Genomic DNA, 24833 nt, shown 5'->3' with positions numbered 1-24833 from the left:
CATGGCCGGAGCCATCGTGGGAACCGGTGGGAACCCGTGGGGCCACGGCCGGACGACGACCCCACGGGTTCCCGGCGGGCCTACCTCTCCGGGGAGGCCACGGCGATGTGCGGGCGGCCGGTCAGCGGGTGGGGGCCGACGTGCGCCCGCACGCCGAACACCTCCTCGATGAAGGCCGGGGTCAGCACGTCGAGCGGCCGGCCGTGTCCCACGACGCGGCCCCGCCTGAGCACCACGACCCGGTCGGCGTAGGCCGCCGCCTGGTCGAGGTCGTGCAGGGCGGCGAGCAGCGTCAGGCCGAGGGAACGGACCAGGTCCAGCAGGAGAAGCTGGGAGCCGACGTCCAGGTGGTTGGTCGGTTCGTCGAGGACCAGCAGCGGCGCCTCCTGGGCCAGCGCGCGGGCCAGGAAGACCCGCTGACGCTCACCCCCGGACAGCGTGGTCATCAGCCGGTCGGCGGCCCAGTCCATGCCGACCCGCCGCAGCGCGGTCGTGACCGCCTCGCGGTCGGCCGCCGTCTCCCTGCCGAGCGGTTTCCTGCGGCTGTGCCTGCCGACGGCGACGACCTCCTCGGCGGAGAACCCGTCAGCCGCCTGGCCGTGCTGGGGCAGTACCGCGCGGCGCCGGGCCGCCTGCCGGGGACGCATCCCCCACAGGTCCTCGCCGTCCAGCCGTACCACCCCGCCGGAGGGGCGCAGCGACCGGTAGACGGTGCGCAGCAGGGTCGACTTGCCGCTGCCGTTCGGGCCGACCAGCGCGACGAACTCCCCGGGTTCGGCGGTCAGGTCGACCTCGCTGACGATGGGGCGCGCGTCGATGCGCGCGCTGACCCCGGCCAGGTCAAGACGCATCGGAGCCCCCGTTCGTACGGCGGCGCAGCAACCACAGGAAGAACGGCACGCCGAACCCGGTGGTGAACACGCCGACGGGCAGTTCGTTGGGGCGGTCGACGATCCTGGCGGCCAGATCGACCAGCACCAGGAACAACGCCCCCGACAGCAGGGACGTCGGCAGCACACGCCGGTGGTCGGCCCCCACGACGAACCTGGTGCTGTGCGGGATCATCAGCCCGACGAACCCGATGCCGCCGACCACGCTGACCACGGTCGCGGTGAGCAGCGACCCGACCAGCAGCAGTCCGACGCGCTGCGCGGCAACCGGCACGCCGACGGCGACGGCCGCGTCCTGCCCGGCCAGCAGGGCGTTGAGCGCGCGGGCCTGGGTCAGCAGCCACGCCACGCAGGCCACGATGACCAGGGCGGGCACCCCGAGGTCGTCCCAGGAGGCCCCGGCGACGCTGCCCATCAGCCAGAACATCATCCCCTGCAGCTCCGTCGGGTTGAGCTGGAGCTGGACGAAGGTGGTGGCCGCCGTGCAGAGGTATCCGACGGCGACCCCGCTCAGCACCAGCCAGGAGTCGAGCAGCTGCCCGGATCGCTGGGCCAGCACGTAGACCACCAGCGCCGAGGCCATCGCGGCGACGAAGGCGGCGCCGGTGACGCCGAGTGAACCGGCCAGCCCGGCCAGCGCCGTACCACCGAGGGCGGGCACCAGCACGGCGCCGAGGGAGGCCGCCGACGAGACACCGAGCACGTAGGGGTCGGCGAGCGGGTTGCGGACCAGCGCCTGCAGCGCCACCCCGGCCACCGCCAGGCCCGCCCCGGCGAGCGCGGCCAGCAGGGCCCGTGGCGTACGGATCTCCCAGACGACCTGTCCGAGCATCGGGTCGGCCTGGTCGCCGTGGCCGGACAGGTGCGCCCAGACCACCTGCCAGACCTGGCCGAAGGGCAGCGTGACCGAGCCGACGGAGACACCGAGCACCAGGGCCGCGACCAGGGCCGCCGCCAGTACGGCCAACAGCACCCCGGTCGCGGGTCCCGAGATCAGGTGGGGGCGGCTCTTGGCGGGGGTTGCGAGGTCAGTCACCGGGATGCACCACCCGGGAGATCTTCTCCACGGCCCAGGCGTTGAGCGGGCCGAGGTAGGCGCCGTCGGAGACCACGGTGTAGCTCCTCGACCGGGACGCGGGCCACTGCGGGTAGGCGGCGAACAGCCTGGCCGCCTCCCGCTCGCCGTCCTCCCTGGGGCCGAACAGGCCGACGACCAGGACGTCGACCGGGGCGACGGCCAGCTGCTCCCTGTTGAGGGTGCGCGTCATGTCGGCGGTCTGACCGGCGAAGACGTTGACGCCCCCGGCCGCCCTGATCACGTCGTCGTAGATGCCCCCGGTCATCACGGCGGGCAGGCCGTTGGCGTTCATCATGGACATGCCGGGGTAGGCGATGAGCACCTTCCTGGCGGGGCGGCCGGAGACCCGCGCCCGTACGGCCTCGACTCGGGAGCGCAGCTGTCCGACCAGGTCCCGCGCCCGTTCCTGGACGTCGAAGATCCTGCCGAGCAGGCCGATGAACTCGAAGGTGGAGCCGATGGACTGGTCCCGGTAGGCGAGTTTCTCCTCCGGTGTCGCGTCGGGTTTGCCCATGGCGCAGTTGACCGGGTTGACGAGTGAGGTGATCCCGGCGGCGGCGAGCTGCTCGCGGGTGGCGAAGCCGTTCCTGGCCTCGAACCCGCCGGACCAGGTGGAGACGACCAGGTCCGGTTTGAGGTTGAGCACCTGTTCCGCGGGCACGTCGAAGTTCTTGTTCATGGTCAGTCCGCCGGTCGGCAGCGCCCTGACCCTGCCGACCATCGACGGGTCGTCGGAGACGCCGTAGCTCTGCGCGTTGGCCAGGACGTTCCGCTCCAGGCCGAGCAGGACGAAGCTCTCCGCCTCGCCGACGCTCGTCCCGTTGAGGATCAGCACGCGTCGTGGCGGAGCCTGGAAGGTGATCCGCATGCCGCAGTTGTCGAGGGTCAACGGGTATTCCGTGGGGCTGGGGGCCTCGGTGACCCGGGGTTTCGCGGCGGCCGGGTCTCCGCCCCGGGCGCCGCAGCCGGTGAGGGTCAGGGCCGTCGCGAGTACGGCGGCCAGTGGTCTGGTGAGACGGTCGAAGGACATGGGTGTTCGCGCTTTCTGCCGAGGGGAGAGCGCGCGCCGGGGCACCTCACGGAAGCACGGAGGCCGTACGGAGGAACACGGGAAGCCGCAGAGGAAGGTCGCGGAAGCCGTACGGAAAGGGTGCGCGCCGGCGCGCGGGACCGTGCCGGGCGGCCGTGACGGGCCGTCCGGTGCGGTCGCCGGATGTCAGAGGGCCGCGACCGACGCGGCGCGCGCTCCCGGGGGCCCTCTGCGCACGAGGGCGTGTCTCAGCAGGGTGCGGGCTCGGGGAGCCCCGATCTCCTCGGCCACCGGGACGGTGACCGGGCCGTACGGTTGCGGGGGCGTCAGGATCAGCAGGACCAGCAGGCGCCGCAGCACGTGCCCGGCCAGCTGCCTGGCCAGGGCGCACAGGTTCTCCTCGGCCCAGCGCAGCCACACCGAGGTCGCCACCACGCTCGCCAGGTGCATCAGCGGCATGCCCAGGGCCGAGGTGGCCATGTGGCCCATCTGCCCCGGGGGTGTGCCCGTCGTGTGGTGCGCCACCGCCGCCTGCGGCTCGCCGTAGGAGAGCAGGGCGTGTAGGACGACCTGCGACAGGCCGGTCGCGGGAAGGATGGCGCCGAAGGTCCGCTCACGTCCGGTGAGCGCCAGCGCGACCGGCACCAGCAGCAGGACGCCGCCGACGGCCGCCGCCGGGTCGAAGGATCCGCCGCCGAGCAGGTGACCGAGCACGGCCAGGGTGGCGCAGGTGACGGCGAACCCCGTCGCGCGTACCCACCTCACCGCCGAGAACGGCCCCATGGCGACAGATCATCTCAGACCACCACGGAGACCACCGCACCGGCCGAACGAAGGGCCCTCGACGACCCTCTCGCACTATCCAGGGCGCAGGGCCGCCAGGCGTCGCCGGCCGAAGCCGCTGGCCGCGACGCCGACACAGGCCGCGCCCAGCGCGACCAGGAAGGCCGCCAGCGGGCCGTACCGGTCGGCGAGGGTGCCGGACAGGAAGGCGCCGATCGCGTAACCGATGACGACGGAGGAGGTCAGCACGGTCATGACCCACGAGATCCGCTGCACCGGGACCGTCATCTCGGCCTGGGTGTAGGCCGTGACGAGGATCGGGGCGATGGTGACACCGGGCAGCACGATCAGCAGGCCCAGCGGCCACAGCCCGCCGATGTTCAGCCCGCCGACGATCGCCAGCGGCAGACTGAGGACGGCCAGCAGCGCGAAACCCGCCTGGAGCCTGCGGGCGAGCGGGAAGGAGGCGGGCAGCATCGGGACGAAGACCCCGGCCAGGGCGCTGCTCAGCCCGAGGATCGCGTAGATCAGCCCGGCGGCCCCCTCCGAGCCCGCGTCGACCGCGCGCCAGGTGACCCCGGCCTGCACGGAGCCGAAGTAGCAGCCCAGACCGGTCAGCCCGGCGGCGAGCAGGAACACCGGGACGCGCCGCACCGGAGCCGTGGCGGCCCCGTCCTGATCCTCGTGCCGGGTGACCATGGTCGCCGTCGGGTGCAGGGCGAAGGACACACAGGCCGTGGCGGTGAGCGCCGCCGCCATGAGCACCGCCGTGCGGGGGGAGGTGACCGTCGCGATGATGCCGACCAGGGCGGGGCCGAGGACGAAGGCGAACTCGTCGCTCGTCCCCTCGAAGCTCATCGCGGTGGGGAAGCGGTTCAGGGACAGCTTCCCGCGATGGACCAACGCGGTCCAGCGGGCCCTGGACAGCGGCCCCACCTGCGGTACGGCGGAGCCCGCGACCACCGCGGAGGCCAGCGCCGCCCAGGTGGGCGCGTCCTGTTCGACGCACACCACCAGCAGGACGAGGGCGGCGGCGTGCAGCAGCGCGGCGACCAGCCCGGTCGGCCGGTGGCCGTACCGGTCGGCGGACCTGCCGATGAGCGGCCCGCCGGTGGCCTGCCCGATCGCGAAGGCCGAGGCGGTGGCGCCGCCCAGTGCCAGCGACCCGGTCGCCCCGCTGACCAGCAGCAGCGAGCCGAGCTGGCCCATGGAGGCGGGGATGCGGCCGAGCAGGGTGATCGCCAGGTACCACGGGCCGGTGGTCGCGGGCAGGGCGGCGTAGGCGCGCAGCGCGTTCCAGCGGCTCATGGCGTGTCCGGGGTTCGTCCGTCCGAGGCGCGGAGGTCCACGCCGTACTCCATCAGGACCTCGCGGGGGATCACCTCCAGAGCCCTGACGTTGGTCGCCGCGAGGTTCACCGGGCAGGCGTGGCCCGCCAGGTAGGCCTCGTACCACTTGGCGGCGATCACGCACCAGTGGTCACCCGGTTTCAGCCCGGGGAAGGCCAGGTCGGGCCGGGGGGTCGCGATGTCGTTGTCCACCGTGGACTGGAAGGCGATGAAGCCCTCGTCGACGATCGCGCAGACGGTGTGCCCCTTGGGGTTGTCGGGGCCGGTGTGGCAGTGGCCGTCGCGGCGGTAACCGGTGATCGGGTCGAAGCCGCAGGCCTCCAGCGGCTCGCCGAAGACGTTCAGTGCCTGCTCGGTCATCGTTGGCTCCCGATGGTTTCGTGGTGCGGCGGCACGGGGCAGCGGAAGACGCGCTCGGCGAAATCGGCCGCGACCCGGGCCAGGCGGGCGTCGGCGCCGGGCCGTCCGACCAGCAGCATGCCGACCGGCAGCCCGTCGACGAATCCGCACGGGACGCTGAGCGCCGGGTGCCCGGTGAGGTTGAAGACGCAGTTGTTGTCGTGCATCTCGAAGGGGAGGTCGGTCTCGATCACGGCCTCGCGGGGGTCGGCGGGCAGCGGGTGCGGCGGCATCGGGACACTCGGCAGGACGAGGAGGTCGACCTCCCGCAGGGCCAGGTCCACCTGCTCGCGCAGCCTCCGGCGCAGCCGCTGGGCGTAGGCCATGACCTTGCCGTGGGTGGCGTCCCGCAGCAGGGTGGCGCCGACGAGCGCCAGCACCCCGCCGACCGGGATGTCCTCCGGACGGTCGGCGACGGCCCGGCCGAAGGTCTCCCCGAAGTTCGGGTGGTAGGGCCCCTGGTGGTTGTTGCCCTGCAGCCGTGACTCGAAGACGGTGGTCAGGCCGCCCTCGATCGAGATGGGCAGGTGGATGTCCCTGCCGTACCGGTGCAACGGCACCGAGACATCTGACACGGTCAGCCCCAGTTTCTCCAGCGCCCGCGCGGCCCCGCGGACCACGTCGTCCAGGCGCGGGTCGGAACGGCCCGGCCAGCCGAACCCCTCGGTGAGGACCCCGGCCCGCAGCCCGGCCACCTCTTCGGCATACCCCTCGGCGTACGGCCCCGGCACGGCCGCCGCCTCAAGGAAGGCGACCAGGTCGGCGGCATCCCTGGTCAGCACGCCGATGTGGTCGAGTGTGCGCTCGGTCGGCATGGCGCCGTCGTAGTCGACGATCCCATAGGTCGGCTTGAGTCCGAGGACGCCGCACCAGGCGGCGGGGTTGCGGACCGAGCCGCCGTGGTCGGTGCCGACGCCGTAGTCGGCCTGCCCGGTGGCGACCAGGACCGCGGCGCCGCTCGACGAGCCGCCCGCCGACCGGCTCGGGTCCCAGGGGTTGCCCACCGGGCCGTGCGCGCTGGTGAAGCTCGACCCGGAGTAACACAGGTCCTCGCAGACCGACGTGCCGACGATCACCGCCCCGGCGTCGCGCATCCGGCCGACGACCACCGAGTCCGAGCCGGGGACGAACCCGGCCATGAGGCGGCTGCCCAGGGTCATCGGCACCCCGCGCACCGCGACGGACTCCTTGACGGTCACCGTCCGCCCGGCCAGCGGCCCGGTTCCCGGCGTTTCGGGGTCGTCGATCCGGTACAGCCAGGCACCGTGCGGGTTGTCCGGACCGCGCGGCACCCGGGTGACCGCGACGGGCGGCGGTTCCGGGGCTTCGGAGGCGCGATCCTCGGCCGCCAGGTCCCGGACGCGGCCGTAGGCGTCGCGCATCCGGTCGATCGCCGGGCCGAGCCTGCCGACCAGCCCGGGGTCGAGGTTCCACCGGCCCGCGACGGCCTCCAGGTCCGCTGAGGTGAAGGAAGGGAGGCTCACCCGCGCCGCTCCGTTTCCTCCGTGAGCGCCTGGCTGGCCGCGACGAACGGTTCGATCGGGATCGAGGTGATCCCGGCGCCGACCCGGCCGCGTCCCGGCTCCCGGTGGGCGAGGCCGTTGTTGATGACGGGTTCGACGCCGAGGGCGCGCACCCGGTGCACGTCGATGCCGAGCGGGGTGCCCAGGAAGTCCTCGGCCGGGATGAGGAACCGCTCGCTCGTCCCGGCGCACAGGGTCCGCATGCGCCGGGTGATCCCCTGGGCCAGGGCCATGTCGCCGCCGACGAAGGACATGATCGCGGGGGCGGCGGTCATCGCGAGGGCGCCGAAGCCCGCGGTCTCGGCGATCATCGAGTCGCCCATGGTCGGGGTGACGTCGTCGAGGGTCGCCCCCTCGACGAGGACCGGGTCGCCGACCGGCGAGGGCACGGTGAACCAGCGGTCGCCGAGGCCGCTGACGCGGATGCCGAACTCCCGCCCGTTGCCCGCCATGGTCGTGACGATCGGGCTGCCCGCGATGCCGCTCGCGGTCAGCGTGACCGCCTTGGCCGCCGAGATCGCGAAGGGCAGCGCGAAGTGCCCGTTGCCCGCGACGAAGGCCACGACCTCCGCCAGGTCCTCCCGGTCGAGGCGGGAGCGCAGCAGGCCGGGGGTGAGCGTGACCAGCAGGGCCGCGCTGGTGGCCACCAGCCGGTTGTGGCAGTCGTCGCCCCGGCGCAGCCCCTCGGCGACCAGGGCGATCAGGTCGAGCGGCTCGGAGTTCGCCACGGCCTCGTCGAGGGCGGGGGCGAGCACGTCGCCGAGCCGGCGCAGCCGCGCCAGCGTCACCTCGTCGTACGACCCGTAGCGCATGGCCCCGCCGATGCCCTCGTTCAGGGGGGAGAACGTCCGCAGCCCGCCGGCGGTCTCGGCGACCACGACGGGGGTGCCGGGGGTGACGATCCCGGCCATGGCCCCCACGGCGCCGGCGTCGTGGCAGGGGCTGATGCTCACCTCGCCGTGGTCGATGATCGCCTCGGCCTCGGCGACGGACCCGGCCTCCTTCTCCAGGAGCAGGCCCGCGATGATCCCGCCCCGCATGGGCCCGGGGATGTCGGCCAGGGCGATCGGCGGTCCCGCGTGCAGGAAGTGTCGTGGCCCGACCTGGTCGGTGGCGTCGCGGGCCTTGCAGACGCGGCGCAGGTGGACGTCGGTGCCGTTGAGGGCGTCGAGTGTCGCCCGGGTCGGATCGGACATGGCGGTGCTCCTGATATGTGGGAAGGCGAAGGCACGGCGGGGTCGCTCGCCGTGGGGGAAACGCTGTGTGGATTTCTCGAACAGGCCTAGGCGGAGGGGGCCTGGTGCCGCTCGGCCAGGAGCTTGCGTACGATCTCCCGGTTCAGCCGGGCGTGCCTGCGCGCGTGCTCGGCGGCCAGGTCGGGGGAGCCGGAGGCGATCGCCTCGAACCAGGCGGAGTGCTCCTCGAACAGGTCGTGCGGGTCGCCGGTCTGGCGCAGCAGCCAGTGCAGACGTCCCTGGAGGGGTTCGAGCACGGTCTGCAGGAGGACGTTGTGGGACAGCTTCAGGATCTCGTCGTGGAAGGCCTCGTTGGCCTCGCCGAGGGCCACCCGGTCTCCGGCGTCGAGGGCCTTGCGGCCCCTGGCCAGGGCGTTGCGGACCCGCCGCAGCTCGGCCTTGGTCGCCCGGGTCGCCGCCTGCTGGCTGGCCAGGACCTCAAGGGCCTCCCTGACGTCGAACAGCTCCTCGACGTCCTGCTCGGACAGCTCGACGACGACCGCGCCCCTGCGGGGGACCGTCCTGACGAACCCCTCGGTCTCCAGCGCCCGGATGGCCTCGCGCACCGGAAGCCTGGAGACGCCGAGCTGGGCCGCGATCTCGGTCTCGACGAGCCGGGTGCCCGCGGGGTAGACGTCGTCGATGATCCGCTGGCGCAGCTCGTCGCGGACGCGGTCCCTGAGCGGCTTGTAGTCGGCGTCGATGTCGAAAGAACCCGGCGCGTCCGGCTGCCTGCTCACAGGGTCGTCTCCCCGGTGTTCGGTCTCGGCCCGGGACCGTCGCCGACGGGCGCCGGACGCTCGGTCTCCTCGAAAGGATAACGCCGCCGGAAGTCGTCGGCCGCCGCGTCGAAGGTGGTGAACTCGACCCCGGGAAGGCCGAGCCAGTCGTCGAAGAGCCGTTCCAGCATCATCAGCACCTGGGGCCGTCCGGAGACGTCGGGGTGGAGCGTCATGGGGAACACCGCGTAGTCCAGCTCACGGTAGACCCAGTCGAACTGGTCGCGCCACAGCTGCTCGACGTCGCGGGGGCTGACGAAGCCGTGGCTGTTGGCGGACTTCTTGACGAACATCATCGGCGGCAGGTCGTCGACGTACCAGTTGCCGCAGAACTCGACGAGGTCCACCTCGGTGCCGTGTTTGAGGGGTTTCATCCAGTCGGCGGCCCGTCCGGTGTAGTCGATCTTCGTCCACTCGTCGCCGACCCGGGCGTAGAAGGGGTGGAAGTCGTTGTAGTTCTGCGAGTGGTCGTAGGAGAAGCCGAACTCCTTGAGCAGGCCCGCGGTGTTGGGGCTCATCTCCCACCAGGGGGCCACGTAGCCGCGCGGGGGCCGTCCCCACAGGCGTTCGACCAGCTCGACGCAGCGGCCGAGCACGTCCCGCTCCTGGTCGGGGGTCATGTCGATGGGGTTCTCGTGGGAGTAGCCGTGCGCCCCGATCTCGTGCCCCGCCTCGGCGACGGCCGCCATCTCGGTGGGGAAGGTCTCGATGGAGTGGCCCGGGATGAACCAGGTCGTCCGCAGGCCGTACCGCTCGAAGAGCTGGAGCAGGCGTGGGGTGCCGACCTCACCGGCGAACACGCCGCGCTGGATGTCGTTGGGGGAGTCCTCGCCGCCGTAGGAGCCGAGCCAGCCGGCGACCGCGTCGACGTCGACCCCCACGAGGATCTTTATGTCCTTGGCCATGCTTTTCCTCATCTCTGGGCGGCGAGCAGCTCGCCGTACCCGGTGATCGGAGTGGTGTCCCCGGCCAGGACGAGGGCCCGCCACAGGGTCGCCGCGACGCTGTCCACCACCGGGACGCCGTACCCGGCCTCCCAGCGGGCGGCCAGGTGCGCGGCGCGCACGTTGGTGCACACCACCGCGACCGCGTCGCAGCCCGCGGCGGCGAGCCTGTCGAAGGCCGCGTCGAGCTCGGCGTCGCCGATCAGCGCGAAGTCGTAGTTGGTGGTGCGGCCGAGGTGGCGGGCCGCCCGCACGGGAAGGCCCTGCTCGGCGTAGTTCACGGCGATGGCCTCCCCGACGTCCGGTGTGTACGGCGTGAGCAGGCCGGGACGTTCGGACCCGAAGGCCCGCAGCGCCGTGAGCATGGCCAGGGTCGAGGTGGTCGCGGGGACGCCGGCGACCTCCTCCATGGCGCGGCACAGGCGTTCGTCACGGCCGGGGCCGAGCCACGAGCCCGAGGTGCCGTTCCAGGCGACGACGTCCACGCGGGCGTCACCGAGGAGTCTGGCGGCGTCGGTGAAGGTGTCCTGGTCGAACTGGCGGGTGTCGGCCGGATCGAGGCTGATGCTCGTCACCCTGATCCGGGTGAAGTGGACCGAGACGTCATTCCTCGCGGCCAGCAGGGCGCCGGTGACGGGTTCGACGACGGTGTTGGAAGACGGGGCGATCATGCCTATCCGCCGGGCGGTCGGCTGCACTGTGCCTCCGCTCAGAGGGGTCGATTAGGGATACGGTATACAGAATCCTAAGAAGTGGTCCGTAGGAAAACAAGTCGTTGACACTGGTATAGGTCGCGCTTAATCTCCATATACCGCTAACCGGATACCCACTGTAACGGCGCTCTGACGGGCCACCCCGGCCGTCGGACCAGCGAGGATTCCCGCTCCGGCGGGCATCGAACACGTCTGCCCATAGCTCCGGATCATGGCCACGTCGACGCCGCCGGAGGGACCAGGGCGCGTTCCACTCAGTGCCCAGGAGACCGTCGTGTCACCTACCGTCCGCGCACCCCAGTCAACGGCTTCGGACCGCCATCCGGTAGACGAAGTCCTGCCCATCCCCCAGTTGTTCTTCTTCGGCCTGCAGCACATGTTGATCATGTACGCGGGCTGCGTGGCCGTCCCGCTCGTGCTCGGAGCGGTGCTCAAACTCGACACCCACACCATCGCGCTGATCGTCAACGCCGACCTTCTGGTGGCCGGAATCGCGACCATCATCCAGAGCGTCGGCCTGACCCGCTTCTTCGGCATCCGGATGCCGGTGGTCGCGGGGGCCTCGTTCACCTTCCTCACCCCGATGATCCTGATCGGCTCCGAGTACGGCCTGCCGACCATGTACGGCTCGATGATCGCCGCCGGCGTCTTCGGCATCCTGGTCGCCAGACCGTTCTCCAAGGTGCTGCGGTACTTCCCTTCCCTGGTCACCGGTTGTGTGATCACGATCATCGGGTTGTCGCTGATCAAGGTGAGCGCGGACCTCATCATCGGCTCCGACCCGGCCGCGGCGGACTACGCGAGCGTGCGGTACATCCTGCTGGCCTTCGGCGTCGTGGCGATCATCGTCCTGGTGAACCGGATCTTCGGCGGGTTCGTCCGCAACGTCTCCGTGCTCTTCGGACTCGCCATCGGCGCGGTGATCTCCTGGTTCATGGGCCTGGCGGACTTCTCCTCCGTCGCCGGGGCCAAGTGGTTCGGCTTCTCCACCCCGCTGCAGTTCGGCGCGCCGGAGTTCCGGATCGTTCCAATCATCGCGATGTGCGTGGCCATGCTGGTCGTCTTCAGCGAGATGACCGCCTGCGTCCTGGCCATCGGGGACGCCGTCGGCAAGAAGGTCACCGACAGGGACATGGCCAGGGGCCTGGCCACCGACGGCCTGTCCTCCCTGCTGGCCGGGTTCATGAACTCCGTACCCGACTCCACCTTCGGCCAGAACGTGGGCCTGATCAGCCTCACCAAGGTCAAGAGCCGCTACGTCATCACGGTCACCGGAATCCTGCTGGTGATCATGGGAGCCATTCCCAAGCTCGGCGAACTCGTCGCCAGCCTGCCCGGACCCGTGATCGGCGGCGCCGGCCTGGTGATGTTCGCGATGACGGCGGCCGTGGGCATCCAGATGCTCCAGAAGGTCGAGTACGAGGGCAACCAGAACCTGCTCATCGTCGCCGTGGCACTCGGCGTCGGCATGCTGCCGGTCGTGGTGCCCACGATCTACCAGAAGTTCAGCCAGGACACCCAGTTCATCCTCGGCAGCGCGATCACGGCCACCGTGTTGGTGGCGCTGCTGCTCAACCTGCTCTTCAACCACCTGTTCGTCCGCGGGGAGACCCGCAGGGAAGAACCACCCGCCGAGGCACCCGAACTCGCCGAAGCCCAGGAGGGCACGGCCTGAGTCCCACGCCCCGGCGTCAGCACACACGTACCTAAGGAGCACCACGTCATGGGTCAGGCGCCCGTCTCAGCGAACCTCCGGCGAATCCTCAAGGTCATCGAGGACGGCTCCCACGACATGGCCACCGGGTGGAACCTCCCCCGGGAGTGCTACGTCGATCCGGAGTTCTACGCCTTCGAGCAGGAGGCCATCTTCATGCGGCAGTGGCTGTGCCTCGGCCGCGTCGACGAGATCCCGAAGCCCGGCGACTTCGTCCGCGTCGACATGGGCGACGAGCCCCTGATGATGGTCCGTGGCAAGGACATGGAGATCCGGGTCCTCAGCCCCATCTGCGCGCACCGGGCCCACCTGGTGTGCGAGGGGTCGGGGAACACCGGCAGGCTCTTCCGCTGTCCCTTCCACGCCTGGACCTACGGGCTGGACGGCAACCTCATCGCGGCGCCCTCCATGAACGACACCGTCGGCCTCAAGAACCTCAAGGGAGAGGCCTACCTCCCCTCGCACCGGGTCGAGATCTGGAACGGCTTCGTCTTCACCAATCTCGACCCGAACGCGAAACCCCTCGCGCCCACTCTCACCAAACTGACCGCCGAGCTGGAGAACTACCACATCGGCGACATGGTGAGCATGCCGGTGGCCGAACTGCGCGACAACCCCTGGAACTGGAAGTCCCAGCTGGAGAACGGCATCGAGCCGTACCACAGCGCCTATCTCCACGGCATGCTGCACGACTTCGCGCACGTCAGGCTGACCAGCTTCGTGGAGATCAGCCCCGACGAGGGCGCGATCTACCATCCGACCGGCTTCTACCACGCCGACGCCGGATTCAACCCGACCACCAAGGCGCTGCTGCCGATCATCCCGACCCTCGGCGAGAAGGAGCGCAACCAGGTCATCTTCGCCTCGATCCCGCCGAACCTCGGCTTCGGGGCGGTGCCGGAGGGCCTGTTCTACTACCTCGTCCTGCCCGCGGGGCCCGAGCACATGAACCTGCGCATCGGCCACCTCTACCCGGAGGAGTCCACCAAGCACCCGCGGTTCGAACAGCTCTACAAGATCGCCCAGGACGGCCTCGTCCTCTTCCACCAGCAGGACGCCAGCTCGGACGCCTCCCTGCAGAAGGGCATGCGCTCCCGCTTCCGCCGTCCCGGCCGCTACTCCTTCCAGGAGGAGTCGCTCCTGCAGTTCAACCAGTGGCTGCTGAAGCGCTACCAGGACTACGTGGACCTGGTCGAAGGCGCCCCCGAACCCTCGGCCACCCGCTGAACTCCCGAGTGAGGAAACACCGTGAAAATCTCTGTCGACCGCACCCTGTGCGACGGTAACGGCGTGTGCATGGGCATCGCCCCCGAGGTCTTCGACATCGACGACGACCTGAACCTGCACATCGTGGACGAGATCCCCGACGACCCGGCCGTCCAGGCCCAGGTCCGGCAGTCGGTCACCTCCTGCCCGGTCCTCGCCCTGTCCCTGGAGGAGTGATCGACCGTGGTGGGCGACACCTCACAGACCATCGTGGTGGCCGGCGGCTCCCTCGCCGGTCACACCGTGGTCACCGAACTCGAACGGCGCGGCTTCGCCGGGCGGATCGTCTGGGTACGGGGCCAGGAGGGCACGGCCCCCTACTCCCGGCCCGCGCTGTCCAAGGAACTCATCCAGGGCAAGGTCACCGCGGAGACGATCCGGCTGCCCGTGCAACGGCCGTACGGCCCGCGAACGCGGATCATGGACGGTGCGGTCTGCGCGCGGCTCGACCCGCACGCCGACCGGGTCCTCGTCACCCGGGCCTCCAAGGAGGAGTGGATCTCCTTCGACGCCCTGTTCGTCTGCACCGGGACCAACGCCAGGGTGCCCAGGACGTTCGCCGGACTGCCCGGCGTGCACAGCCTGCGCACCCTCGCCGACGCCGAACGGATCAAGGAACGGCTGGCCGTACGGCCCCGCACCGTGGTCGTCGGCGCGGGCCTGGTCGGCAGCGAGATGGCCGCCTCCCTGCGCTCCTGCGAACTGCCGGTCGAACTGATCGTGCAGGGACAACTGCCCATGGAGGCCGTCTTCGGCGCCGAACTCGGCCGGTTCTGCCTGGAACAGCACCACGCCAACGGCGTCACCACCCGCCTCGGCACGACCGTCACCGCCCTGTCGTCGGCCGGATCGCGGGGGCCGGTCACGCTGACCTATGACGACGGGCGGGAGAGCACGGCCGACATGGTCGTCCTCGGGCTCGGCGCGGTGACCTCCTGCGACTGGCTGGACGGCTGCGGCCTCGACCTGTCCGACGGCCTCGGCTGTGACGAGACGTTGCGCACCGCGCGGCCCAACATCCTCGCCGCGGGGGACGTCGCCAACTGGCGCCACCCCCTGTTCGGGCACCGGATGCGGGTCGAGCACTGGAGCAACGCCTCGGCGCAGGCACGGCACGCCGTGGAGAGCTGGCTGGCTGGCCAGGAGGACAGGCGGCCGCCCGCCTTCGCGGACGTGCCCTACTTCTGGTCCGACCAGTACGGCCTCAAGTACCAGATGGTCGGCCACGCCCGTGGTCACGACGAGGTCCACGTCGAGGAGGCAGGGGCGGGCGGGTACCCGTTCGTGACCTACCTCCGCGAGGGCCGGATCGTCGCCGCGGCGGGCGTCAACGCGCCCCGCGCGGTGATGCGGATGAAGGCCCGCATCCAGGCCGAACTGACCGAAGCCCCTTCAGCCGGGAGTTCTCCGACTGGGGGCTCACCGGCCGGGGGTTCTACGGCCGGGGGCGGCCTGCCCGGGGGTGGCCCGGCCGGAGCACCTCCGGCCGGGGAAACGACGAGTGAGGAGGTGTACGCACGGTGAACGGCGAATCCACCGGTGACCGGGCGTTGCCCGAGGTGATCAGGGACAACATGTGGTCGCTGCTGAGCGACCGCTACCGCACCAACCGCCGCGCCCCCCACACGCCGACCGAGGACGAGTACCTCCACGACCGTCCCTTCTGGCCCGCCTTCACCTTCGAGGAGGTACGGCACACGGTCGAGGACGGCAAGGACCGGATCCTGGTGATCTTCCACGACACCGACGTCCCCGAGGACACCCTCGGCTTCCGGATCGACCTGGACACGGCCATGGCCGAGTGGTCCCGGCGGGTCGGCGGACGCGATCCACAGCGACACCCGGAGATGTTCGCCGCCGAACTGATCTGGTTCATGGTCTGCTTCATCGGCGTCGCCGACCTCGACGGAGAGGCCGGAACGCCCGAGGCGCCGCACTGGATCAACACCGGCTCCGAGATCTTCGGAAAGCTCAGGAACAACCCCAACATGGACACCTTCGAGTCCCATCACTGACGCCCTCGCCGGGCGTAGGAAAGGCCAGGAGTCACCCATGGCAGTTGTCGAGATCGAAAGGCCTCGCGACGGCGTCGCGATCATCCGGCTCAACCGGCCGGAGGTGCGCAACGCGCTCAACACCGAGGTACGTGAACTGCTCGCCGCGGCCGTCGAGGAGCTCAACAAGGACGACGACGTCGGCGCCATCGTCCTGACCGGCGGCGACACCGTCTTCGCCGTCGGCGCCGACCTGGGCGAACAGGCAGGACGCGACGTGGTCGGCGCGATCCGCGCCTACACCCACCAGGCGTTCTGGTACAGCGGCAAGCCGGTGATCGCCGCCGTGAACGGCGACGCCTTCGGCGGCGGCAACGAGTTCATCCTCCAGTGCGACTTCGTCATCGCCGCGGAGAACGCGCGCTTCGCCCAGACCGAGGTCACCATCGGCCTGGTCCCCGGCGGCGGCGCCACCCAGCGCCTGCCCAGGGCCATCGGACGGCAGAACGCGATGTACGCCCTGCTCACCGGCGCCCCGATGAGCGCCGACGACGCCCACCGGCTCGGCTACGTCTCCGAGGTGGTCGCCGGAAACGCCATCGACCGGGCCGTCGAACTGGCCGCCCTGATCGCCTCCCGCCCCAGGCTGGCCGTACGGCAGATCAAGGAGGTCGTCCGCCTCGGCCTGGACACCTCCTTCGAGGCGGGAATAGCCCTGGAACGCCGCGGCTACCAACTGATGTTCGGCACCCAGGACCTGAGGGAGGGCTTCGCCTCCATCCAGGAGGGCAGAACCCCAAAATTCACCGGCGACTGACCCCAGCCGGTCGCTTCGGTACGGCCTTCCAGATCCGAGCCGGCCTGGATCACCTACGCCGTGGTCTCAGGAGGGGATGGAACGCGCAGGAGCCAGGCTGAGCAGGCCACAGCCGTACGCCTTGGCACGCCCGACACCGTTGACCAGCGCGGCGGTGAAGGCATCGAGATCGGTGACCACCAGATGACCGTCGTAACGGACGGGATCGATGATGATGCGCTGCGCCTTCTGCTTCTTCCCGACCAGCCTGGGAGCGGGGGTGGGAACCACGTCGGGCGTGCCCTGGCGGCTGACGGGAACGACGAACCCGTGCCGCTCGCCCTTGCCGACCAGCCATTCGACCTGCTCGGCGGGCTGCCGGAGGGGGATGCGTCTGCGCTGGACACAGCGGGTCGGATTGGCCATCAGCCGGAACGTGAGTCTCCTGCCCGGCCGGATCGAGTCCAGCAGAGGCTGGAGGGGGCGCACCTCCGCCGGCCTCAGCAACACTCCCTCGGAGAGGTGACTCCAGTCCGGGGCGGTCTGGCTCTGCACGTACTGGACGATCCGCCCCCCGGGGAGTTCGTCGACACGCCAGAGAACACCGTGTGTGCTGCGGTAGACGGTGGTCGGTGGCAGCTCGGGATAGGCCGACATCACCGTCCTGTGCATGTCGTGGACATCCGAGGTGTCACGCCGGAAGGCCGAAGACTGGGGGTTGATGGTGAGTTTGGTCAGGAACACAGCGTTTCTCCCGCAGGGATCATGCCGTCGGTCAGCGGGACCTCGCCGATCAGGACAGCACGGGACGCGAACCGCCTGTTGCCCTCGGCGAAGCTGAGTGGCTGGTCGTGACGGACCTCCGTACCGGCCAGCCCTGGCGGGCACTCCACGATGGTGCGCAGCCCTGGGCGCTCCGTCTGCCTCTTCATCCACGCACGGGTTCGTGGGGAGGGCTCAAGCCAGCCGTACTTCTTGAGCACTTCTTCCGCGCCCAGGGCGACAGGTCCCTCCCCGGGAGCAAGGAGCGGGCGGGCGGGGACATACGCCTTGCGACCGAAGGACAGCCGCCAGTGCGGCCGTTCCACCGCCTCGGCCACCCTGGTCAGTATCCGTTCCCCACCTTCGAGCACCACCAGGAAGAGCGCGTCCGCCAGGTAGTAACGCTCACTCACGACGGTACGGTGCCCGGTGCCCTGCGTGGTCGGCACGTTCTGGGTGACGTGATAATCCCGCTCCATGACCCCCTCCCGGTCCACCCGTACGGCCAGGCGGAGTCCGGCGACCACGGCCAGGGCCATGTCGTCGTTCCGGTCGATGCCCAGCGCGGCGGCCAGCAGGCCCACGACCCCCGACTTCGTCGGTTCGGGCATGGTGTCGCGGATGATGCCGTGCGACCTGATTCCCCACGACTGCATCGGCGCGTCGAAGCACAGCGCCAGGGACATCACGTCGTCGCGCGTCACCGACCGTACTCCCCGGCGGTGAGCACGGCGGAGGCGAAGGCGTCGAGGCTGTCCACGGTCAGCACTCCTTCGACCTCGGGAATCTCCCCGGACACCGATGCCGCGACCGCCGTACGGATTCCGCCGGAGCCGAAGAAACCACGGAGCCTGGCGAAGTGCCCGACGAGCCGCCTGGTCGAGCCGTCCATGAGGTCGTTGTCGGTGACCGGCTTGAGGAAGGCGTTGGCGAGGTTCCAGGCTCCCCGCTCCCGCACCACACCGAGCAGGGTGTCGGGCATGGTCCGCGCCGACATCGAGTTCTGCTTGCCGCCGGGCACGGCGTTGACGAACGCCAGCAGCCAGGCACGCGCGGTGCGCTCGGCGAGGTCGACGTCGCCCTGGAGGTTCTCCGCCAGCTGCGCCAGGTCGACGTTGGCGTACCGGTAGTAGCAGGCGGTGTTGAAGTCGATCGTGCCGAGCATGTCGGCCCCTGACTCGTCGTCGGGCTTCAGGTCGTCGACCGCCGTGTAGAAGTCGAACTCGGTGGCGACGACATGCGTCGAGATCGCGTGGGCGACCTGGGCGGCGGCGTTGACGTTGAGATCCTTGTTGTCGGCGATCATCCGCCCGAACAGCGCGACGTCGGCGGCCCGGCTCGCGTCAAGGATCCGGCGTACCTCGGCCTGCGCCGCCTTGTCCGGCTTGACCTTCGCCTGCTGGGCCTTGGTCCTGGCGGCGGCGAACTTCTCCAGGGCGTCCCACTCGCTGAGGCAGTAGCTCGTCAGCTGGTCGATCGACTCCCGGCCGACATAGAGCAGGTACTGGGTGAGCCCCCTGACCGGGTCCAGCCCGAAGCCGAGCTGCTGGATGGCGGCCATGGCGACCACCCGTGCCTCTTCCTGGTCGCGGTCAGCCTGGACCAGACGCTCGACCACACTGTCGAGCAGCCGCTTGGTACGGACACCGACCTCGGAGCTGTCCAGGCCGTACTCTTCGAACAGCAGCCGAGCCGCGCGCTTGATGCTCTGGCTGGAGACGCGCGCGCGGGTGTACCCACCGAAGGTGGCTGTCTTGGGCTGGCCGATGTCGTCCCGGTTGAGGTTGCTGACGGGGAACGACTGGAGCAGGTGCAGTTCGATGATCATTCGATTGTCTCCGGGAGATCGGGGGAGTCCTGGGGCGTTTCGGCCGAGACCGGCATGTGGTACTCGCGGGCCCAGCGCAGGCGCACGTCACTGGCCAGGTCGCCACGGTGGTTCCTGCCGAGGAGCACGACGAGGTCGTCGAGAAGCTGCTCGTAGTGCACGGGGATGTCGTGGCTGGACAGCAGCTGGATCGTCTGGCGCAGATGGTGGGGCAGGGAGTCACGGTCCATGGCGAGAAGCGCGGAGAGTCGCCGCTCGACCCTGGGGCTGTCCAGCTTCTTCTGCAGCCGTCCCAGGCAGGCGCCCAGCGAGCGGGGGCGAGGAGGGTTCGCCCAATCCAGCGGGTGCAGCGCGAACAGCCCTCCGAGCAGCAGCCAGATCTTCTCCTCCTCCGGGTTCTGGGGCTGGCCGCGCCGGAACGCGACCACGGATGCCTGGTGCTGTTTACCCTCGACGAGGCCGTACCGCAGATGGGCCAGTGACCGGCGCGCCTCGGCGGCTGCGCTCCGGTTCTCGGAGCGCAGCGCCTTCTCCAGACCGCGGAGATGTTTGACGTAGACGCGACGCCGATCGCGGGGCGAGTCAGACATCCGTGCCCTCCTTTCCCGTGGTGTAGGCGAAGATCTTGGCGTGGAACGTGCGCTCCGACACCGCCAGCCGTGAGTGGAACACGCCGTGGTGTTTACCGAGGGCGACCATCGCGCGTCCCCGCGCCGGTGAACCGGCGACCCAGCGGTCCGCGACCGTGGCGGCGAGACGCTTCACCTGCCGGGCCCACGCCTGGATGGCGGGCAGCTCGGAACGGTCGTTGTCTCGGGCGTCGCCGAGAGCGACCAGGAAGGCGCCGAAGGGACGGGAGAGGCGTGGCCAGTACTGGTGGTCGATATCGGGCGTCGTGGTGTCACGGAAGTCCTTGCGATACTCGGCCTGGAACGAGCGCAGCGCGGAGCCCGCGTCGTCGGCCAGCGCGATCGCGTGACCGATGATCGCGCCGAGGTTCTCGTCCTTCGCGCGCAACAGCGGAACGGGCGCGGGGACCTGCTCCTCCATCCAGGCCTCGATCACCGACGCCTTGGAGTCGAGCCGCTGGCCGAAGACACGCAGGGTGTAGACGGCGTTCAGGGGGATGAGCCGACGTTCGGCCAGCTCGGCGATCTGGTCGAGCGCGGCCGGGCGGCGCCGGTTCCTTCCCTCCTCCCATACGTCGGTGAGCAGGAGTTCCACGCTGTGGCGCCAGATACCGCGCAGCGGATGGAGTCTGACCGGAAGTATGGGGGAGCTCTTCTTGAACTTTCCCTTGGCGTCCCGGGGCCGGCGGAAGGCCGCCATCCACTCCTCGTCGATCAGGCTCGCGTCGAGGCGTGTCCCGGGGGTGATGACCACCCCCTCGACCAGGGTGTTCTCCCCGGAGCCGGTGGCTGACAGCAGAACACGGCGTGACGGCCAGGTCAGCAGGTCGGTCCAGCCGCGCGCCGTACGTTTGTCCGGTCGCGGTGACGGCCCGGTCTCCTCCTCCCACACCGGCCGGTCGTCGGGCGCGGTCATCATGGGTTTCTGGTGGTCCGGCAGGTAGACGAGGGCGTTGAGCAGCAACGTCTCCTTGAGATTCTCGCCCTCGACCACCACGACACCGAAGTCGTTGCAGGGCGCGCGTTCCGATGACTTGTCCTTCTCGTACGGCGTCTTCATACCGCCCGGATCGAAGGCCTGGACGGTCACCAACCAGCGCGCCGCCTCCTGTGGGGAGAGCGTCACCCGGTCGGCGGCCGTGGTGTGGTCGAAGAGCGTCACGTTGTTGCCGACCGCTCGGTAGGGAACGAGCTTGGCGGCGGTGGCGGGAGTCAGGGACGCCAGCTTCGCGCACTGCATGAACGGCACTTCCGGGTGAAACAGGTCAAATCTATGACGATGCCGGTGCAGGTAGGTGTCCAACGCCTCGGTGGGAAGCTGCTCCGTCGTCCACAGCTCCTGCCAGGCCTCCTCGCTCTCCGGGCCGTACACGCGGTGGAAGAACGCGAGGAGGAACCGGTGAAGTGCCGCGGTCATCGTCGGCGTCTCGGCGGTGATCTGCCGGATCGTGTGCGCGTTCAGGACGACGTCCCTGAGGCCCAGCTGTCTCGTCTCCCCGTCGTCTCCGACGACCGGAATCCAGGGCCGGGTGAGGAGATCGAAGGACGCCGTCGCGATGGCGGGGCACTTCGTACCGGTGTCCTTCGCCGTCACGACGGCGGCGGATTCCGGCTCGACCTCTGTCACGTACAGACCGAACAGGTCGGTGTAGTGAAGGACATGACCGCCGACGGCACACTTGTTGTCGGTGAGGATCACGGCTCTGTGTCGGTACAACCAGGAAGAGCTCTGGAAGAGCCTCGGCACGGGTGTCGCGGCGACAGCTCGTACGACCTCGGCGGGAAGGCCAGGTCCAGCGGCCAGCGAGACGGATGCGCCGTCCAGCGCGCGCAGGAGGTCCTCCGTCGGTTCGGCGGGGTCGGTCAGGTCGAGCGGAAGGTCGGCCCCGACGGGGACGAACCGGCCGTTCCGCGTCGCTCTGAACAGCACGACGTCGACCGTGAGAAGGGGGTCCACCGTGGTCTCACCTCTTCCGCGTCTGACGTGTGCTCTTGCCGTGAGTGGTCAGTTCACCGAGATGGGTGACCGTGGTGGGGTGCGGGAGATACATCAGCCGGGCGTCGTGCTCGCTCTTTCTCCACTGGACGGCCAGCTTCTCGGCCTCGACCTGCCAGGAGTCCTCCCATCCGGTGGGACAGACGATCGCCTCCGCCGGGCCGTACACGGCGTCGACCAGCGAGGACACCTCGGCGGACATGTCCAGCGTGGTCCGCTCCCGCAGCAGTGCCCAGGTGCGCATCAGCGTCATCGGCGCGTAGACCGTGTGGAGGTAGCGCGGAAAACGCGGCCCCTTGTCGGTGTCGTCCACACCGGTGATCGCCAGTACGGCCTCGCCGCGTGAGGGATCCGTGCTGAAACGGTGCACCCGTCCGGCCCGCTGGATGAGGTTGTCCACCGGCGCCAGGTCGGTCAGCATGGCGTCGAAGTCGAGGTCCAACCCCTGCTCCAGAACGCTGGTACTGACCACGATCATTCTCGGAGGCCGTTTCCCGTCCTTCCCCACCGCGGCCTTGAGCTCGGTCTCAACCGCGTGGCGCACGCCCGCCGGTAACTGGCCGTTGATCGCGATAAGACGAGGACGTTCCTCCAGAGGAAGCTTGGCGATCCTCTCTTCAAGAGCGGCGTGGGTGGCGACGGCTCTGCGGACCAGGTTGTGCATGACGGCCACACAGCCGCCGTCCGTCACCTGGTCGAGCGCCCAGTCGACCACGTCGTCGTCTCCGACGTGCGTCAACCGGAGCCTGCGTCGGGCGTTCAGTTCGGACAGGCCCGCCGCTTCGACCACGGGCTTGCCCGTCCCCGCCAGCGTCACCCGGGGATACTCGGTGAACGGTTCCAACCCGGGTGTCTCCCTGGGCAGGCAGCGCAGCAGACCTGACTGCCAAGCCGCGACCAGTTCACTCCTCCGCTCTGAAGGCAGGGTGGCCGACAGCATCACCACTGACGTCCCCAGCCGTCCGAGCCACGCGAGCAGCCGGTCCAGCAGCGTGGACATGTAGACGTCGTAGGCGTGAACCTCGTCGATCACCACGACTTTCCCGGCCAGGGCGGTCAGCCGTACGAAGAAATGCCCTGATCGGATGGCGGCCTTCAACGCCTGGTCAACCGTGCCGACCCCGAGCGGGGTCAGCAGGCTCTTCTTACGGGTGAACCACTCCTTGGCCTGGACATCGGAATCCTCCGGGTCATCTCGGCCGACGTCGGTGGGGGTGAGGTTCAGCTCGGCCAGATACTCACCCGCGTTGGAATGGATCAGCCGTGCCCTGGTCCGGTCATCCCCCAGGTTCTCCAGGAGCTCTTCCAGTTCCCTGTGCATCTGGTTGCTCGTCGCCTGGGTCGGCATCGCGACGTAGGCACCCGTCAGGTCCAGATTGTCGATGAGGGCCGCGGCGGCTTGCAGGGCGGCCTTGGACTTTCCCTCACCGGTGGGAGCCTCCACGATGACCAGGCTGGGCTCATGGCGGTCGGCGGTGAGTCGTTCGACGACGGCCTGCACCGGTCGTGGCGACTTCTTCGGGAACAACGCGGTGAACGAGGCGGGAGGAGACCAGGGGCGGAGTTCGAGCGCCTCGACGGCGGCGGCCGCCTGCCGGTCGGCCTCCTCGGCGTAGGTCATCGGGTCGGAAGGGTCGGCGTAGGCGAAGCCGCGGGTGTCGGAGGCGATCCAGTCGCTGACCGTGGTCAGGGCGGCGAGCCCGACCGCCGCCGCCGTGCTCAGGTGCACGTCCCACCACGACAGTCCGGCGGGGTCCGGCAGGTCACGGGCCGCGGCGACCTCACGGACGAAGGCGTCACGCCATCCCTCCCAGGTCTGGCCTCCGTGGTTGTTGATCTCCCGCCGCGCCTGCCGCAGGGCGGCGCCGTTGGGGAAGTGGCCGTGGTGTCCACCGAGGGCGACGGCGATCGTCTCGGCCGTGTCCATGGAGGCGTCCCAGCGGAGCAGGAGGTCCTTCATGTGCATGGCCGTCACGAGACCGTGCGGGGTGTCGACGCGCCCGCCCAGTCCGGACCGCTTCCGCACCGCTTTCAGGACCGCCGCGGTGGACTCGTCGAACCTCTCCAGGGCGAGTTCGACGTTGAGCCCCTGGAAGGTGGGACTGAACTTCCCAAGATCATGAAGGCCGCACAACAGGGCGATCCACGCGTCCGGCTCTCCGAGCGGTTCGAAGGCCGCCCGCAGTTCACTGCGGCACCGCGGCCCGATGAGGGGCTCGATCAGCCGTTCGGCGACGGCGGCGGTGTCGAGGGCGTGACAGATAAGAGGGTGGTGACCTCCCTTGGCCGCCTTCGCCCAAGGGGCCAGGGAGGTCGGGATGACTCTCACCGGAAATTGCGGCGGAGCCAGTCGATCGACTTCATGAAGGCTGTTCCTCCTGCTACGAGCGCGGTGGAGAGCGGGGCGAGTGGTCCGTCGGTTTCGCCGAGGGCGTGGTCGACCATGGACCACGAGGAAATGGCGGTGCAGGCGGCCATGACGGTCGCAGCGGCCAAGGTGAGCGCCGTCCGCGCGTGCAACGGGTCATTCGGGCCCGTCGAGTTGTCTAGACTCAAGATGCTTCTTTTCTGTGTCTGCGGGATGTCGCGTCCTTTGGCCAACACAAGCGGGAGCGGAGTGGCCCTCGTTGCAGCGAGGGCCACTTGCTTTTTCGGCCTTTGTTGGTTGTGGGCGGTCGTCCGGGCCGAGCCCGAACGGCCGTTCCTTCCCCGCGTGTGTGGGGAGTCGAGCCAGTGGTTCCGCGCAGAAGAGCTCATCCCTGGCACCGGGGAACAGGGCTGTCTTCAGAGGATCAAGAGTTGCCCTTGGGCGTCACTTTATCGGACGCTCATCGAGAGCGTGAGCTATCTGCATTGTTTCCGGATAGAGGTGGGATCCGCTCAGAACTTGCTTTCCGAAGAGCCTCGGAAACCCGCCAAGGAGAGCCCCTACGGAAATCGCAGAGTTTGAATAGTTAAATTAGGTTTTGGGAAGGTTTGTCAAACTTTGCGCCAGGCACCTGCGCAGGGGTCATCCGCTCCGGTCGGACACGGACGGCGGCGGCCGGGCCCTTGCCGGTGTCGCGTTTCTCCGAACTGGAGAAACGCCGAAGCGCCATGCGGGGGTGGCGACGGGCCGCCGGGAG

At 69.8% G+C, this 24833-nt stretch carries 24 protein-coding genes; 6 read left to right on the top strand and 18 right to left on the bottom strand.

The window, feature by feature from the left end; translation table 11 throughout:
• Positions 1–80: 80 nt before the first annotated feature.
• The 11 genes from ABT340_RS30960 to ABT340_RS30910 form a co-directional block, all read right to left on the bottom strand.
• Positions 81–851: an ABC transporter ATP-binding protein gene (locus ABT340_RS30960; RefSeq protein WP_352014395.1), complete on the bottom strand. Its 771-nt coding sequence runs from the start codon at positions 849–851 to the stop codon at positions 81–83.
• Complete coding sequence (locus ABT340_RS30955) at positions 841–1926, bottom strand: FecCD family ABC transporter permease (protein ID WP_352014394.1); 1086 nt, start codon at positions 1924–1926, stop codon at positions 841–843. Before ABT340_RS30955 ends, ABT340_RS30960 begins: the two co-directional genes overlap by 11 nt.
• Complete coding sequence (locus ABT340_RS30950) at positions 1919–2998, bottom strand: ABC transporter substrate-binding protein (RefSeq protein WP_352014393.1); 1080 nt, start codon at positions 2996–2998, stop codon at positions 1919–1921. The genes ABT340_RS30955 and ABT340_RS30950 overlap by 8 nt, the downstream gene beginning before the upstream one ends.
• 186 nt (positions 2999–3184) lie before the next feature.
• Complete coding sequence (locus ABT340_RS30945; protein ID WP_352014392.1) at positions 3185–3781, bottom strand: hypothetical protein; 597 nt, start codon at positions 3779–3781, stop codon at positions 3185–3187.
• A gap of 75 nt (positions 3782–3856) precedes the next feature.
• Positions 3857–5089 (bottom strand): MFS transporter, encoded by a 1233-nt coding sequence (locus tag ABT340_RS30940; RefSeq protein WP_352014391.1) that lies wholly within the window; start codon positions 5087–5089, stop codon positions 3857–3859.
• A complete protein-coding gene (locus ABT340_RS30935) occupies positions 5086–5490 on the bottom strand; it encodes a DUF2237 family protein (protein ID WP_352014390.1) in 405 nt (134 codons plus the stop codon). Before ABT340_RS30935 ends, ABT340_RS30940 begins: the two co-directional genes overlap by 4 nt.
• Positions 5487–7013, bottom strand: a complete 1527-nt coding sequence (locus ABT340_RS30930) for an amidase family protein (RefSeq protein ID WP_352014389.1) — start codon at positions 7011–7013, stop codon at positions 5487–5489. The genes ABT340_RS30935 and ABT340_RS30930 overlap by 4 nt, the downstream gene beginning before the upstream one ends.
• Positions 7010–8248: a YlbE family protein gene (locus tag ABT340_RS30925; protein WP_352014388.1), complete on the bottom strand. Its 1239-nt coding sequence runs from the start codon at positions 8246–8248 to the stop codon at positions 7010–7012. The genes ABT340_RS30930 and ABT340_RS30925 overlap by 4 nt, the downstream gene beginning before the upstream one ends.
• Positions 8249–8334: 86 nt before the next feature.
• Positions 8335–9027, bottom strand: a complete 693-nt coding sequence (locus ABT340_RS30920) for a GntR family transcriptional regulator (RefSeq protein ID WP_352014387.1) — start codon at positions 9025–9027, stop codon at positions 8335–8337.
• Positions 9024–9971 (bottom strand): polysaccharide deacetylase family protein, encoded by a 948-nt coding sequence (locus ABT340_RS30915; RefSeq protein WP_352014386.1) that lies wholly within the window; start codon positions 9969–9971, stop codon positions 9024–9026. Before ABT340_RS30915 ends, ABT340_RS30920 begins: the two co-directional genes overlap by 4 nt.
• Positions 9972–9979: 8 nt before the next feature.
• A complete protein-coding gene (locus ABT340_RS30910) occupies positions 9980–10681 on the bottom strand; it encodes a maleate cis-trans isomerase family protein (protein ID WP_352014385.1) in 702 nt (233 codons plus the stop codon).
• Positions 10682–10997: 316 nt separating this feature from the next.
• Here ABT340_RS30910 and ABT340_RS30905 point away from each other — a divergent pair, with 316 nt between their 5' ends.
• From ABT340_RS30905 to ABT340_RS30880, 6 genes are read left to right on the top strand one after another with little or no spacing between them, the layout of a single operon-like run.
• A complete protein-coding gene (locus tag ABT340_RS30905; RefSeq protein ID WP_352014384.1) occupies positions 10998–12398 on the top strand; it encodes a nucleobase:cation symporter-2 family protein in 1401 nt (466 codons plus the stop codon).
• Between the two features lie 48 nt (positions 12399–12446).
• On the top strand, positions 12447–13664 hold the full coding sequence (locus tag ABT340_RS30900; RefSeq protein ID WP_352014383.1) for an aromatic ring-hydroxylating oxygenase subunit alpha: 1218 nt from the start codon (positions 12447–12449) through the stop codon (positions 13662–13664).
• Positions 13665–13685: 21 nt separating this feature from the next.
• Positions 13686–13880 (top strand): ferredoxin, encoded by a 195-nt coding sequence (locus ABT340_RS30895; protein WP_352014382.1) that lies wholly within the window; start codon positions 13686–13688, stop codon positions 13878–13880.
• Positions 13881–13889: 9 nt separating this feature from the next.
• Positions 13890–15227, top strand: coding sequence for an NAD(P)/FAD-dependent oxidoreductase (locus ABT340_RS30890; protein WP_352014381.1), 1338 nt, complete (start codon positions 13890–13892; stop codon positions 15225–15227).
• A complete protein-coding gene (locus ABT340_RS30885) occupies positions 15224–15718 on the top strand; it encodes a hypothetical protein (protein WP_352014380.1) in 495 nt (164 codons plus the stop codon). The genes ABT340_RS30890 and ABT340_RS30885 overlap by 4 nt, the downstream gene beginning before the upstream one ends.
• A gap of 37 nt (positions 15719–15755) precedes the next feature.
• The gene (locus tag ABT340_RS30880) at positions 15756–16514 is read left to right on the top strand and encodes an enoyl-CoA hydratase-related protein (RefSeq protein ID WP_352014379.1); all 759 of its coding nucleotides are present in this window, start codon (positions 15756–15758) and stop codon (positions 16512–16514) included.
• Between the two features lie 66 nt (positions 16515–16580).
• Here the strand turns inward: ABT340_RS30880 and cas6e are convergent, their stop codons facing one another.
• From cas6e to ABT340_RS30845, 7 genes are read right to left on the bottom strand one after another with little or no spacing between them, the layout of a single operon-like run.
• A complete protein-coding gene (cas6e, locus tag ABT340_RS30875) occupies positions 16581–17237 on the bottom strand; it encodes a type I-E CRISPR-associated protein Cas6/Cse3/CasE (RefSeq protein ID WP_352014378.1) in 657 nt (218 codons plus the stop codon).
• Entirely contained in the window at positions 17228–17959 is a 732-nt protein-coding gene (cas5e, locus tag ABT340_RS30870) for a type I-E CRISPR-associated protein Cas5/CasD (RefSeq protein ID WP_352014377.1), read from the bottom strand. Before cas5e ends, cas6e begins: the two co-directional genes overlap by 10 nt.
• Complete coding sequence (gene cas7e / locus ABT340_RS30865) at positions 17956–19083, bottom strand: type I-E CRISPR-associated protein Cas7/Cse4/CasC (protein ID WP_352014376.1); 1128 nt, start codon at positions 19081–19083, stop codon at positions 17956–17958. The genes cas5e and cas7e overlap by 4 nt, the downstream gene beginning before the upstream one ends.
• The gene (gene casB / locus ABT340_RS30860) at positions 19080–19673 is read right to left on the bottom strand and encodes a type I-E CRISPR-associated protein Cse2/CasB (protein ID WP_352014375.1); all 594 of its coding nucleotides are present in this window, start codon (positions 19671–19673) and stop codon (positions 19080–19082) included. Before casB ends, cas7e begins: the two co-directional genes overlap by 4 nt.
• The gene (gene casA / locus ABT340_RS30855) at positions 19666–21669 is read right to left on the bottom strand and encodes a type I-E CRISPR-associated protein Cse1/CasA (RefSeq protein ID WP_352014374.1); all 2004 of its coding nucleotides are present in this window, start codon (positions 21667–21669) and stop codon (positions 19666–19668) included. Before casA ends, casB begins: the two co-directional genes overlap by 8 nt.
• Positions 21670–21676: 7 nt before the next feature.
• Positions 21677–24037 (bottom strand): CRISPR-associated helicase Cas3', encoded by a 2361-nt coding sequence (gene cas3 / locus ABT340_RS30850; protein WP_352014373.1) that lies wholly within the window; start codon positions 24035–24037, stop codon positions 21677–21679.
• Positions 24034–24264: a hypothetical protein gene (locus tag ABT340_RS30845; protein WP_352014372.1), complete on the bottom strand. Its 231-nt coding sequence runs from the start codon at positions 24262–24264 to the stop codon at positions 24034–24036. Before ABT340_RS30845 ends, cas3 begins: the two co-directional genes overlap by 4 nt.
• Positions 24265–24833 lie beyond the last annotated feature (569 nt).

The sequence above is a fragment of the Streptosporangium sp. NPDC000239 genome (genome assembly GCF_040300765.1).
Classification (GTDB): domain Bacteria; phylum Actinomycetota; class Actinomycetes; order Streptosporangiales; family Streptosporangiaceae; genus Streptosporangium.
This window is presented reverse-complemented; position numbering and strand designations above follow the sequence as displayed.

Bases quoted from the DNA above. Each gene is read 5' to 3' on its own strand.
- ABT340_RS30945 (WP_352014392.1), bottom strand. From the start codon at position 3,781: ATGGGGCCGTTCTCGGCGGTGAGGTGGGTACGCGCGACGGGGTTCGCC.
- ABT340_RS30950 (WP_352014393.1), bottom strand. From the start codon at position 2,998: ATGTCCTTCGACCGTCTCACCAGACCACTGGCCGCCGTACTCGCGACG.
- ABT340_RS30900 (WP_352014383.1), top strand. From the start codon at position 12,447: ATGGGTCAGGCGCCCGTCTCAGCGAACCTCCGGCGAATCCTCAAGGTC.
- ABT340_RS30925 (WP_352014388.1), bottom strand. From the start codon at position 8,248: ATGTCCGATCCGACCCGGGCGACACTCGACGCCCTCAACGGCACCGAC.
- ABT340_RS30940 (WP_352014391.1), bottom strand. From the start codon at position 5,089: ATGAGCCGCTGGAACGCGCTGCGCGCCTACGCCGCCCTGCCCGCGACC.
- casB (WP_352014375.1), bottom strand. From the start codon at position 19,673: ATGTCTGACTCGCCCCGCGATCGGCGTCGCGTCTACGTCAAACATCTC.
- ABT340_RS30935 (WP_352014390.1), bottom strand. From the start codon at position 5,490: ATGACCGAGCAGGCACTGAACGTCTTCGGCGAGCCGCTGGAGGCCTGC.
- ABT340_RS30910 (WP_352014385.1), bottom strand. From the start codon at position 10,681: ATGATCGCCCCGTCTTCCAACACCGTCGTCGAACCCGTCACCGGCGCC.
- cas7e (WP_352014376.1), bottom strand. From the start codon at position 19,083: ATGATCATCGAACTGCACCTGCTCCAGTCGTTCCCCGTCAGCAACCTC.
- ABT340_RS30915 (WP_352014386.1), bottom strand. From the start codon at position 9,971: ATGGCCAAGGACATAAAGATCCTCGTGGGGGTCGACGTCGACGCGGTC.
- ABT340_RS30880 (WP_352014379.1), top strand. From the start codon at position 15,756: ATGGCAGTTGTCGAGATCGAAAGGCCTCGCGACGGCGTCGCGATCATC.
- ABT340_RS30960 (WP_352014395.1), bottom strand. From the start codon at position 851: ATGCGTCTTGACCTGGCCGGGGTCAGCGCGCGCATCGACGCGCGCCCC.